We start from the raw sequence: 12,686 nt of genomic DNA on the forward strand, positions 1-12,686 counted from the left end.
CCCCGCCTGAATGAGCCCGCAAGGAACGTGACGGTTCTCGCCGCCGCGTGGAGTGTTTTTTAGGGGCTAGCCCGGACGGGCACATGCTCTAGCGCCGATAGCGGAGCGCATCGACGAGCAACACGAAGGCGGCGGAGGCTTGGCGGCGGCTCGGATAATAGAGGTGATAGCCGGGGAAGGTCGGCGACCACTCGGGCATGATCTGCACGAGTTGGCCGTCCGCAATCCTCTGCGACACGCGGCCTTCCACCACGAAGGCAATTCCGAGGCCGGCCACCGCGGCCTTGATGATCATGTTGACATTGTTGCAGGTGAACTGGCCTTCGACCCGGACCTTCACTTCGTGTCCGTCCCGCTCCAGTTCCCAGGCATAGAGCCCGCCGCCGGTCAGCATGCGCAGGTTGATGCAATTGTGGTCCGCCAGCTCCCGCGGCGTGGTGGGAGCGGGGTGACGGGCCAGATAGTCGGGGGAAGCCACCGCAATCATGCGCAGATCGGGGCCGATCGGTACGGCGATCATGTCCTTCGCTATGGCCTCGCCGAGGCGCACGCCGGCATCGAACTTCTCGGTCACGATGTCCGCAAGCGATGAATCAACGCTCAGTTCCACCTCGATCTCGGGATAGGTCTTCAGGATCGGTTCCAGGGCCGGCAGCAGGACGGTATCCGCAGCATGTTCCGAGGCTGTGATCCGGATGATGCCGGCTGGTTTGTCGCGTAGTTCGCTGAGCGAGGCCAGTTCGCTGGCGATGCGGTCTACCGCCGGTTCCAGCGTGGCCATCAGGCGCTCGCCGGCGGCCGTGGCCGAGACACTGCGCGTGGTGCGGGTGAGCAGGCGCACGCCGAGGTTCGCCTCCAGCCGGCGGATGGTGTGGCTGAGGGCCGATTGGGAGGTGCCGAGCTTGGCCGAGGCGCGGGTAAAGCTCCTCTCCTGCGCAACGGTCATGAAGGCGGTAAGATCCGCCAGATCCTGGCGCTGCATGCCTGAGCTCCCGGAGGTTGCCATCGTTGGAAGGTTGCGGATTGGTCAGTGTACGGCGCTTGCGGGCTTGAGCTGGTGCAGCCATGCCGCGCACAGCAGGCTGCCGATCCCGGTCAGCGCGATGACGAGGCCCATGGCCAGCGGAGTGCCGGTTGTGAATGCGCTGACCATCCCCGATCCCAGGATGCCGCTGCCATATTGCATGGCGCCAACGAGCGCCGAGACGGCGCCGGAGCGGGCCGGAAAGTCGTTCCGAGCGCCGGCGATGGAATTGGCGACGATGAGCCCGGTCGCGGCCACGAAGACGAACAACGGGACGACGAGGCCGGGCAGTCCACCGAGACCGGTCCACGTGGCGAGCGCCACCGCAAGCCCCGCCAGCGCGGCGATGCCGGTGCCCAGCATCAGCAACTCAGGCCGGCGTGCCGGCGGCGCGGGATGTCACGGCATATTGCAGGTGCAGGGCGCCGTGGCCGATCTGCTTGCAGGATTTCAGTGACAGCTCGACCTGTTCCGACAGGCCGGCGGCGCCGGTACGGATGATGCCGCCGGCATCCGCGCGCCCGTCTATGGCGGGGGCGACGATGAGACTCAGCTCATCCACCAGACCGGCGGCGAAGAAGCCGCCGTTGACCAGGGCGCCGCCCTCCAGCAGCAGGCGGCGGATGCCCAGTTCCCGGCCGAGCACATCGAGCATGGGCGCAAGATCGAAGCCGGCTTCCGCGACCACATAGGAGACGCCGTCGGCTGCAAGTTCCGCCAGATGGCTGTCGGGCACATCTGCGCCGAGGAAGACGATCACATGGTCGCCGCCTACGGTGGGGCCGTCGAAATGCAGCTTGCCCGCCGGGTCTACGGCGACGGCGATGCTGCCGGCATCGGGGGAGGCGAAATGCCAGGGGCGGGCGACGGAGGCCCACGTCGCGGGCGGATGGGCCTTGGCCTTGCTCATCTCGGCCATGGTGACGCGGCCGACGATCCAGCCGCTCCCCCCGAACGCCTCATGCTGTTCCTCATAGAGGGTATGCCAGTCCGAGCGGTTTCCGTCCGGGCTTCGCGTCCAGCGGCTCGGATGCAGGCCGCCGTCCAGCGAGGTGATCATATGGCAGATGATGTGGGGCTTCATGTTGGCTCCTCTCGGGCAAGCGGCGGGACAGGGCGGTGCGGCCGTTCCGCCTGCGGATCAGATGATCATTTGGGGGTGAGTTCGCCGTAGAAATAGGAGGCGGTGACGCCGCCATCCATCAGGAAATCGCTGCCGGTGATGAAAGCGCCATCAGAACCGAGCAGCAGTGCTCCGACGTTGCCCACTTCATCCGGTGTTCCCGCGCGGCCGACCGGCGACAGGTCTATCATGCGCTGGTAGCCCCCCGCACGCGGGCCGCTGAGTTCGTCGCGGGCGAGCGGGGTGATGATGATGCCGGGGCTGATGGTGTTGATGCGCGCGCCGCGCTTGCCCCATCGCACAGCCTCAGCCTTCACGCGCAGTGCATTGCCCCGCTTGGAGAGCTGATAGGCATGCAGGGAATCCGTGATCCGTTCAGGGGCAAGCAAGGGGAGGGACAGCAGTTCTTCCGTTGGCGTCAGGGCGAGGGCTGCATCCTCTTCGGCGGTAAGCGCGCCGAGACGATGACCGGACTGGGAGGCGATGACGACGCCGGCGCCACCGGCCGCGATGACGTTGCCGAATTCCTCGAGCACCACGGCGGTGCCGTAGAGATCGACGGCAAGAATGGTCTTCGGAGAAGCCTGAGACGGCGAGACGCCGGCGGCGTGGATGAGAGACATGACCTCGCCTGAAGCGGTCGCCTGCGCGACGAGCGCCTGCACGGACGCACGCGAGGAAACGTCCACCGTCGTGCTCGTCACGTCGAAGCCCGCATTGGCGAGGGTCTCTGCTGCGGCGTCAGCGTTTTCCTGCTTCAGGTCGGCAAGGATGACGCGCTTTCCCGCGCTCACGCGTCGGGCGATAGCCTGTCCGATCAGGCCGGGGCCAACGACGACTACAACGTTCTTCATGGCATTCTCCTGCGCTTGTCCGCGTCCCGGAGGGACCGGGAGTATACCGTGAACTTCAGCGCGCCAGACGCTTCATGGCAGCAGGGATGCTAGCTGCGAACGTCGAGCGGTATTAGGCGCGGCGCGTCGCATGAGAATATGTCGCCCATTCATCAATGGGCACCGATTTTCCCATCGTACGCATCGGCGCGGTCCTTGGGGCGCAGGTCGAGGCATGGCGGCGGAAACATGCGGTGGATTGTGGATGTACGCTCCGGCGAGGGCAGGTCGGCCGAACCCACGCCGGTTCTTAGCCAAGGGGCACGTTGTCGAGGGCCATGCATGGCATCGAGCGCGCCGGCCGGGTCCGCATCCAGGTGTTCAAGGAGTGGCTGCAGGTCGGCCTGCCCAAGCCCCGCCGCTGATCCGCATCGGGGGCGTAAGGCTCTCGACGACACGGGGGATCTGCCGCTGCCCGATCGCCCCGGAGCATCATGATCCGCTGCTGATCGTCATCATGATCGTCGAACCAGATACCCAAGCTGGAATCGGTACAAATCATTGGCGTTGCAGTATTTGTGCATCGCGCTATCAGTGTCTGCGATGGCTGGTGGTGGGATCCATGCGTGCGGGCAAGTTCGAGAGCAGACAAGGCGACCGCGCCGTGCCTGAACGGCATGCCGGCGGGGTGGGGCCGTGAAGGACGGTGATGTCCGGCATGGGGTGTATCTGTCGCACCGCGCCGCGCTGATCGACTATGCCACGCCCATACTCGGCTCGCGCGATGCCGCCGAGGACATCGTTCAGGATGCCTATCTGCGCTTCATGCCCGCGCGCCTGCAGGCTTCCACTCCCGAGCAGACGCTGGGCTTTCTCTACCGCATCGTGCGCAACCTCGCCTTCGATGTGCTGAAGCGCCGCAAGGTGGAGACGCGGGAGACCTCCCGGGACGTGCCGTTCTGGACCGAGCCGCAGGCGACCCCGACGCCGGAGCAGCAGCTTCTGCTCTGCGATCAGGTGCGCATCGTGACCGAAGTGCTCGCCGGCCTGACGCTGGAGGCGCGGGTGGCCGTGGAGATGCATCGGTTCGGCGGCTTCACGCTGGAGCAGGTGGCCAGCCATCTGGGCATTTCCATCACCACCGCCCACCGCCATGTCCGCTCCGCCATGCTCCAGATCGCCGTCCGCCTCGACAGGGATGACGGCTGACGCCGGACGCCGTGAAAAAAATGTCGGGGCAAATCGTCTTTGTGGCCGAACCGTATTAAAGGCGGCGTGCCGGCCATGGACAAAGCCGGCGACATGCGGCCGGCAAGATGGGGCCGGCAAGACAGGATCGAGCTTGAGCGACACCGAGAAAGCCGACCCGCTTCTGGAGCAGGCCATCGACTGGATGTTGTATCTCACGGATGCACCCGGCGACGCCGATGTCCTGCGCCGTTTCGAGGCCTGGCTCGCGCAATCGGAGGCTCACGCCCGTGCGTGGGAAAAGGCGCGTCGGACGTGGCGGGCCATGGGCGAGGTGGAGCCGGCCCATGCCGGCATGTGGGAACAGCCCTCCGCAGCCGCACAGGCGCTCGCCACGTCGTCCTCGCGCCGCGTGGGCGACACGCGTGCCGCAGCCGGACGTCCGGCCCGGCGCGGCCGCATGGCCGGCGCGGTTGCCGTGGCTGCCATCGGCCTCATCCTGTTCATGGCCTGGCCTTCGCTGATGCTCCGGCTGGAGGCCGATCATCGCACCGCGACCGGCGAGAGCAGGTCCGTGACCCTCGCCGATGGCAGCGTCATCACGCTCGGTGCCGACAGTGCGATTGCCACCGATCTTGCCGAGGGGCGGCGGGGCGTCACGCTGCTGGCGGGCGAGGCCTTCTTCGAGGTGGCGCGGGATGCGTCCCGTCCCTTCGTCGTCAGGGCCGGCGGGGTGGACGTCACCGTGCTGGGCACGGCCTTCGACGTCAGCCTCTCGTCTGCGGCGACGGAGGTGGAACTGGCGCACGGCGTGGTCAGCGTCTCCCATACGCCGTCCGCTGCCGCAGACGGGCAGACCCTCGCGCCCGGCGACACAATGGTGGTCGACCGCAACACGGGCGAGATGCAGCGTGGCAAGGTCGCCCCCGACGACATCGGGGCATGGCGGAACGGCCGGATCTTTGTTGAAGAGGCGACCATCGGCTCGGTGGTGGAGCGCCTCAGGCGCTACCATTCCGCCTGGATCAGCCTGCCGGACGCAACTCTGGCCAACCAGAAGGTCACGGGCCTCTACGACCTGCGCGATCCCGATCGCGCGCTGCGCGCGCTGGTTGAACCCTATGGCGGGCATGTGCGCGAGATCTCGCCTTACCTGCGTCTGATCTCGCGGTTTTGAGCAATCGATTACCGTTCGTGAAAAATATATCGCTGACCCGGAAAAAATTCCGGCGCTGATCGTCATTGGATCCGAAAGCGCATGCGCAGGCGCTCAACGGCTATCCGAGACGAGACCACATGAGCCTACAGACACCTGGATACGCGCGCCGCGCCCGCTCCATGCGACCGGCCCCGAAGCTTCTTGCGACCACAGCTCTCGCCGCGCTTTGCCTGCTGCCGCTTGTGCCCGCCGCCACCGCCCAGACGGCAAATGCGGGCGTGGCCGCCACCCGCAGCTTCGCCATTTCCGCCCAGCCGCTGTCCGCCGCCCTGAATGCCTTCGGCCGGCAGGCCGGGATGCAGGTCACGCTGGCCGCCTCCACCTCGCGCGGCCTGACATCGCGTCCGGTCAACGGCAGCTACACGCCGCAACAGGCCCTTTCGCTGATGCTGGAGGGCTCGGGCCTGCCCTTCCGCATCACCCCGGACGGAACCGTGGTGGTGGGCCGGCAGGTCGCCGCCGAGGCTGTGCCGGTGGCGCCCGATGGCGTGCTGCTGCTGGATGTGATCGAGGTGTCCAGCGGGCATCCCTCGTCCTCGCACTCCCCCTACCGGACGCCCGGTCCCGTCGCCTTCATCTCCGAGGGCGATATCGATCATTTCCGGGGCTACAGCCCCGCCGACATGTTCCGCGGCACGCCGGGCGTCATGTCCGGAGAGGCGCGCAACGGCGCCGGTTCCATCGATGTGAACATCCGTGGCATGCAGGGCTTCGGCCGCGTGGCCACCACCATCGACGGCGCGGAGAACGCCACGTCGGTCTATCAGGGGTATCAGGGCGTCTCGAACCGCACCTTCGTGGACCCGGACCTGCTGGCGGGCATCGACATCCAGAAGGGCTCGGATGTGTCCTCGCGCGGCATCGCCGGCACCGTTGCCATGCGCACGCTCAATGCCGACGACATCATCAAGCCCGGCGACAGCTGGGGCATGCGGGTGAAGGGCGGGTTCGGCACCAATACCGCCGCACCCAATGCGGGCGATGCCGCAGGCTTCAATTTCCAGAACATCGCTGGCGGCTATCCCACGGTGACGCCGTCGTCCACCGGCCTTGATCGGCCCGCCTTCCTCGCGCCCACCAGCGGCTCCGGCAGCGCCGTGGTGGCGGTGAAGGAGGAGGGGTGGGATCTGCTGGCGGCCTATGCCTATCGCAAGCAGGGCAACTACTTCGCCGGGTCGAACGGCCCCTCGGCCGCGCCGGTCCTCACCGGCCCGCAGCCTTATTGCATGGGCACCACCTGCTATCCCGCCCAGGCCTACAGGGACTATGCGGAGAATGGCGGGCTGGCCAATTACCGCTCGGGTGAGGAGGTGCTCAACACGCAGCTGGAGACCCACTCGCTGCTGACCAAGGCCACCTTGCGCTTTGCCGATGACCAGACCCTGCAACTGGGCTATTCCGGCTTCCGCAGCGAGGCCGGCGACATGCGCGCCTCGCTGCTCACCGGCAGCAGCACCCAGTCGGTGCAGCAGGACGACACGGCGGGTGCCTCGGTGGACACCTTCACGACCCGCTATCGCTGGAACCCGAGCGGTAACAGCCTCATCAACCTCAGCGCCAATCTGTGGCTGACCAATCTGGAGATGCGCAACCCCAGCCGCAGCATCCTGACGCCCCAGTCCATCGGACTGCCGGGGGGTAGCCGCACCGGCTCGGATGCCACCATGTGGGGGGCGGATGCCACCAACATCTCCAGCTTCGCGCTCAGCCAGTATGGCGACCTCGATCTGACGCTCGGCCTGTCCTTCCTCAGCGAGGATGCCAGCCCCACGTCCTATGCCTTCTATCTCGACAACGGCTTCACCCCGCGCGACGGCCAGCGGCAGGAGGCGGCGGCCTTCACCAAGGCGGCGTACAAGCCGGTGGACTGGCTGACTTTGAACGGTGGCCTGCGCTATGCGCATTTCTGGTCGCACGACCGGGCCATTCCCGCCAACCTCGGCACGCTCAACCCCGAGCCCGACCGGGACGGCGGCGGCTTCAGCCCCTCGGCGGGCGTGACCATCGAGCCGGTGAAGGGCGCGCAGTTCTATGTGAACTACTCGAACGTCCTGCGCTTCCCGAGCCTCGTGGAGACGGTCTCGGCCTTCTCGCTGACCGGCAACCCGGACGTTGATCCCGAGCGCTCCAGCAACTGGGAGATCGGCGCCAACTTCATGCGCGATGGCCTGTTCACCGACAAGGATCGGGCCATGCTGAAGCTCCAGTATTTCAACTGGACGGTGCAGGATTATATCGCCCGCGCCTTCGTGGCCTTGCCCGGCGGTGCGCAGGGCATGCAGATTTTCAACATCGATCAGGCCAAATTCTCCGGTCTCGAACTGTCGGCCCGCTATGAAAACAGCGGGTTCACCGCGGAGCTGGGCGCCAATTATTATCTGGACGTGGCCTATTGCCAGTCGTCCTCCGCTTGCGAGAGCAAGTCGCTCTATGGCGACTTCGCCACCAATTTCGTGCCGCCGGAATATTCCGCCAGCCTCACCGTGTCGCAGAAGATGTTCGACGATGCCTTCACGCTCGGCGGGCGGGTTTCCTACAACGGCCCCCGCGCCATCGCGCACGGGCAGGTCACGGCGCAGGGCGCCAGCCAGTTCATCGCGCTGGTGGACTGGGATCCCTACTGGCTGGTGGATGTCTATGCTGATTACAAGATCAACGAGACCTGGACCGCGGGCGTGCGGGTGGAGAACCTGCTCGACGAATACTATGTGGACCCGCTCGGCCTCGTGCAGCAGCCCGGCCCCGGCCGTACGTTCTATGCGACCCTGACCGGCACCTTCGGCGGTGCCGATCCTGTGCCGAGGCTCTCCGGACCGTTCGGCCGTGGGGGCGCGGGGCAACGCGGCGGTTGGACCGGCCTTTATGCGGGCGGCCATGTGGGCGCGGGATTTGCCGCTCTGAACGGCACGACCACGGCACTCGACGGCACGCCGGGCGGCATTCCCGGCACGGAATCCATGGATCAGGATTTCGCCGGTGTCCTGTATGGCGGGCAGATCGGCTATGCCTATCAGTTCGCGAACCGTTTCGTGGTGGGCATCGAGGCCGACTGGAGCCGCACTCATCTCGGCGCCGAGCAGGCGGCCATGGCCACCGAGGGTACGCTGGCCGACAGCGGCTATCTCCAGTCCAAGATCCATCACGACATCGAATGGATGTCCACCCTGCGCGCCCGTCTCGGCTATGCGGTGCGCGACGACCTGCTGGTCTATGGCACCGGCGGCTTCGCTTTCGCCCGCGAGATGGCCTCGCGCGACCAGTATCGCTCCAACGGCGCCATGTCGACCGATCCCTACGGCACCAGCACCAGCCTGTTCGAGGTCGAGCAGGTGGCGGGAACGCGCAGCGGCTTCAGTGTCGGTGGCGGTGCCGAATATGCGCTCAACGACCGCTGGTCCATCAAGGCGGAATACAATTATGCCTACTTCCCGAAGAAGAGCACGCGCCTGCGCACCGCGCGGGCGGGCGTGACGCGCAGCTACAGCAGCGTCGAACAGGTTGGTGCCGAGCAGATGCCCAGCCTCGTGGAGCAGTTCCCCGATGATCCGGAGGTCATCGACTACTGCGCCGCGCCGCCGGACGACGAGGTGCGCTGCAGCCCCTATGAGGAGCCCATCCATGGCCTCGTGAACCATGTGGGCACGTCAGAGGTGATGAACGGCCGGGATGCCTCCAATTCGCTTGGCGCACATCTGTTCAAGATCGGCCTGAACTACCGCTTCTAGAGCATGTCCGGCTTTGATTGCTCCGCAATCCAAGCCGCAAGACATTCTCTATCAGAGACTTGGAGCGTGGGGGCGCGCGCCGGGCTCATGGCCCGGCGCGCTTGGCGCCGCTGTCGGTCCATTCGGGAGGCAGGCCAAGCTGCCCGCCGACCACGCCCACGAGGCCGGGATACAGGCCATAGCGCTCGCAGGCCGCGTATTTCGGCGGCAGGCCCATGGCCGAATTGACCTTCTGCCAGGAGGGCAGATCGAACCCGGCGTCGCCAAAGGGGCTCTGCCCCTTGACCAGCAGGGTGCCGAAATCCTCACCGAAGGCGTCGGCCAGCTCATAGGCGTCGCTGGCCTTGGAGGCGCGGGGCGAGCTGAAGAAGGCATTGGCCCCACGCGCCCACAGCATGGAAGCCTGCTGCCGCCCGGACGGGTCGACGGCTTCCGCTTCCATGGACAGGTTGCCGAGGCCGAGCGGAATGCGGGGTGTCGGCACGGGCACGCCGGTGTCGATGAAGCTGGTGCCGATGGCGGCCACGGCGGAAATCCCGGCCGCCACTTCATCGGTTTCGGTGGCCTGCGTGACAGCGGCTTTGACCGTCAGGTCCGCCGCCTCGTCCGGCGGAACCACCTTCAGGCGGTCGCTCAGGCTGACGCAAAGCGCGCGATTGACACTGTTGGCGATCAGCTCACGCTGCTGCGGCGTCAGTTTCGGCGCGATGGCGGGGGAAAAGGTGGTCGGGGCGATCCTGACCGTCCTGGCGGCGAGCACCTCGGGCTTGTTGACGCTGATCCGCGATTTGGTGACGAGGCCGTCCGACGGCGTCATGGACTCATAGGAGGAGAGGGCCGTGCCCTGCACCAGCGGGTTGGGCGCGCAGGCCGGCAAAGCGGAGACGGCGGCTAGCAGGACGAGACGCGAGGGCTTCGCGGCGATCCCGCCCCGCAGGGCGAGGCGGGCAGATGGCCCGTTCGCCACATTTGCTTCCGTGCGGCGAAGGCGGAACATATCGTTGTTCAATGGGCCGGATGCCGTATCTGTCCCCGAAATCGCAGGAAGGTTCCCGGACGGGATGCAGATGCAGTGTTGTTCACGCTGAGATGCAGCGCCATCGTCTTCGTATTGAATCGGATGTTTAGTTCTCAGAACGTCGGATATGGTGCTTTTATTGTATGGGACAGCGCCTTTCGGCTGCTCACCGGCTTTGAAATGCATCTGGAATGCCTCGATCTCCAGGGGCGGTGATCAAGCGATAGGAGGCGTGCCGGGCATAAAGTGAGGCCAGATGTGTCAAACTATTTCCGGGATACGGTTTCTTATGACGAAGCGTGTTTCGTGCCCTGATGGAGAGGCTTTGACATAAAAAAGCTTCCGGACCCCCGCAGCATGGCAATATACCGAGCGGGAATTGGGGATCGTCACGGCTCGTCATGGATATCACCGCGCCGCAAGTGCTCGTCGTCGATGACGACGCCGAAATTCGCAAGCTTCTCGCCCGCTATGTGCAAGAGCAGGGGTTCCGCGTTCTGCTCGCCTCGAAATGCGCCGAGGTGCATGAGCGGATCGTCACCAACCAGATCGATCTCATCGTGCTCGATGTGATGCTGCCCGACGGGTCTGGCCTCGATCTGTGCCGCGACCTCCGGGCGGCGCGATCGAACATCCCGATCATCCTGCTCACCGCCTTGCAGGAGGATGTGGACCGCATCATCGGCCTTGAGATCGGCGCCGACGACTATCTGGGCAAGCCGTTCAATCCGCGCGAGCTGGTGGCCCGCATCCGCGCGGTCCTGCGCCGGGGCATCATCGCGCGGGCGGCGCCCCCGGCGGGCGTGCTCTACCAGTTCGACGATTTCGTCGCGGATCCGTCCACCCGGTCGGTGCGGGGCAGGGATGGCGCTGACATCTCGCTCACCGGCGCCGAATTCGACCTTCTGGTGATCTTTCTGGATCGACCGGGCCGGGTGCTGTCCCGCGACCAGTTGCTTGATCTGACGGGGCGCAGCCATGGCGGCGTGCTCGACCGCTCCATCGATGTTCTGGTCAGCCGTCTCCGGCGCAAGCTGTCGCGGGATGGCGCGCAGCCCATGTTCAAGTCGGTGCGCAACGGTGGCTATCAGTTCTCGGCCAAGGTCTCCATGCCGGATGGCCCGGCATGAGGACGCTGCGTGCCAAGATCGCGCTCCTGCTGGTGGGCTCGATCATTGCTGTTGTGGTGCTGATCACCACAACCATGATGTATGCCTTCCGGACCCCCACGGATGCGGTGGTGGAGCTGTTCGCCCGGCAGCTCATCACCATGGAGCGGCTCGCGGCGCAGGCGCCCGCACCGGAGGGGCTGTCACCCCATCCCTATGATGGCAGGCCCGATGCCGATCAGACCCGCGTGCTGCGCGATGCCTCGGTCCGGCTCGGGGCGCCGCTCGATCTCACCGTGGCCTACAACCGGTCGGACAGCCGCATCCGTGTCGCGTCCGTGAAGCTCGGCCCCGAGCGGTGGCTGCTGGTGGATTTCGATCCGCCCTCCGATCCGCAGCTGTGGGGCTGGTTCGCTCTCATCACCATCGGCGTCGGCCTCATCGCGGTGTTGGCGGCGAACCGTATGAGCCGGCCGCTGGCTCTGCTGGAAAGCGCGGTTGAAGCGGTCACGCCCGATGGCGTCCTGCCCGAGCTTGCCGAGCGCGGACCGGCGGAGGTCCGTGCCACGGCTGCGGCCATCAACTCCCTGTCGGCACGCCTGAAGCGCGCCATGGAAAGCCGCATGCGTCTGGTGGCGGCGGCCGGTCACGATATGCGCACGCCTTTGACGCGCATGCGGCTCCGCGCCGAATTCGTCTCCGACGACGAGGACCGCGGCCTGTGGCTCAAGGATATCGACGAACTCCAGCGCATCGCCCACAGCGCCATCCAGCTGGTGCGCGAGGAGACCACCCGGACCTCCAGGGAACTCATCCGGGTTGATGAACTCGTGCACAGCATCGCCACGGACCTGAAGGAGCAGGGCTTCGCCATCGAGGTCGACGGCACATGCGAGGCTCATGTCCACGCCAACCGGCTGGGGCTGAGCCGCGCCTTGCGGAACCTGCTGATCAATTCCGCCACCCATGGCGTGCGCGGCGTGGTCAGCGTGACCGGCGGCGCGGCCACGCGGATCACCATCCGCGACGACGGGGAGGGCATCGCGCCGGACTTGCTGGAGCAGGTCTTCGAACCTTTCTTCCGCGCCGACAAAGCTCGCAGCCAGGCCATTCCCGGCGCCGGGCTGGGGCTGACCATCTCCCGCGAGATCATCCGGCAGGCCGGCGGCGACATCACCATCGCCAATGGAGAACAGCGCGGGCTGGTTCAGATCATCGAGCTGCCGTCTGTGTCTCGCGCGCCCGCAGATGCGGACATGAGCTGAGGTTCCGCTCCGCTGATCGCGGGCGGCGGTCCCGGATGGACATGGTTCAACATGAAATTGCGTCCATCCGAAACATAAGGACACGCTTCTCCTTACAAAGGCGAACATTGCCTTGCATCTTCCGGCTCAACAACGGGAGAGGCCAACGAGCCCTCGTGCCCTGATGCCGGGGCCATGCCGGG

10 protein-coding genes are annotated in these 12,686 nt (G+C 66.2%); 5 read left to right on the forward strand and 5 right to left on the reverse strand.

The annotated features are described in order from the left end of the window. Positions 1–88: 88 nt before the first annotated feature. The 4 genes from IEW24_RS16985 to IEW24_RS17000 form a co-directional block, all read right to left on the reverse strand. The gene (locus tag IEW24_RS16985) at positions 89–982 is read right to left on the reverse strand and encodes a LysR family transcriptional regulator (protein WP_188580794.1); all 894 of its coding nucleotides are present in this window, start codon (positions 980–982) and stop codon (positions 89–91) included. Between the two features lie 45 nt (positions 983–1,027). Further along, entirely contained in the window at positions 1,028–1,387 is a 360-nt protein-coding gene (locus IEW24_RS16990) for an MFS transporter (protein ID WP_188580796.1), read from the reverse strand. A gap of 7 nt (positions 1,388–1,394) precedes the next feature. After that, the gene (locus IEW24_RS16995; protein WP_188580798.1) at positions 1,395–2,108 is read right to left on the reverse strand and encodes a RibD family protein; all 714 of its coding nucleotides are present in this window, start codon (positions 2,106–2,108) and stop codon (positions 1,395–1,397) included. Between the two features lie 65 nt (positions 2,109–2,173). Beyond that, a complete protein-coding gene (locus IEW24_RS17000; RefSeq protein WP_188580801.1) occupies positions 2,174–3,001 on the reverse strand; it encodes an SDR family oxidoreductase in 828 nt (275 codons plus the stop codon). A gap of 675 nt (positions 3,002–3,676) precedes the next feature. Between IEW24_RS17000 and IEW24_RS17005 the strand changes: the two genes are divergently transcribed. From IEW24_RS17005 to IEW24_RS17015, 3 genes are all read left to right on the forward strand, one after another. After that, positions 3,677–4,189 (forward strand): RNA polymerase sigma factor, encoded by a 513-nt coding sequence (locus tag IEW24_RS17005; protein ID WP_188580803.1) that lies wholly within the window; start codon positions 3,677–3,679, stop codon positions 4,187–4,189. A 133-nt stretch (positions 4,190–4,322) separates the two neighbouring features. Continuing rightward, the gene (locus IEW24_RS17010; protein WP_244644494.1) at positions 4,323–5,345 is read left to right on the forward strand and encodes a FecR family protein; all 1,023 of its coding nucleotides are present in this window, start codon (positions 4,323–4,325) and stop codon (positions 5,343–5,345) included. Positions 5,346–5,464: 119 nt separating this feature from the next. Further along, positions 5,465–9,112 carry a TonB-dependent receptor domain-containing protein gene (locus IEW24_RS17015; protein WP_188580807.1) on the forward strand — a complete coding sequence of 1,216 codons (3,648 nt, stop codon included), beginning with the start codon at positions 5,465–5,467 and terminating at the stop codon, positions 9,110–9,112. Positions 9,113–9,197: 85 nt separating this feature from the next. On the opposite strand, the gene IEW24_RS17020 is transcribed toward IEW24_RS17015, so the two are convergent. Beyond that, entirely contained in the window at positions 9,198–10,109 is a 912-nt protein-coding gene (locus IEW24_RS17020) for a DUF3313 domain-containing protein (RefSeq protein ID WP_188580809.1), read from the reverse strand. 422 nt (positions 10,110–10,531) lie between these two features. Between IEW24_RS17020 and IEW24_RS17025 the strand changes: the two genes are divergently transcribed. Together IEW24_RS17025 and IEW24_RS17030 are read left to right on the forward strand one after the other, a co-directional pair. After that, complete coding sequence (locus IEW24_RS17025; RefSeq protein WP_188580811.1) at positions 10,532–11,260, forward strand: response regulator; 729 nt, start codon at positions 10,532–10,534, stop codon at positions 11,258–11,260. Beyond that, positions 11,257–12,504 carry an ATP-binding protein gene (locus tag IEW24_RS17030; protein ID WP_188580812.1) on the forward strand — a complete coding sequence of 416 codons (1,248 nt, stop codon included), beginning with the start codon at positions 11,257–11,259 and terminating at the stop codon, positions 12,502–12,504. The genes IEW24_RS17025 and IEW24_RS17030 overlap by 4 nt, the downstream gene beginning before the upstream one ends. Positions 12,505–12,686: the final 182 nt, after the last annotated feature.

The organism is Azorhizobium oxalatiphilum (assembly GCF_014635325.1).
In the GTDB taxonomy this organism is placed as follows: Bacteria; Pseudomonadota; Alphaproteobacteria; order Rhizobiales; family Xanthobacteraceae; genus Azorhizobium; species Azorhizobium oxalatiphilum.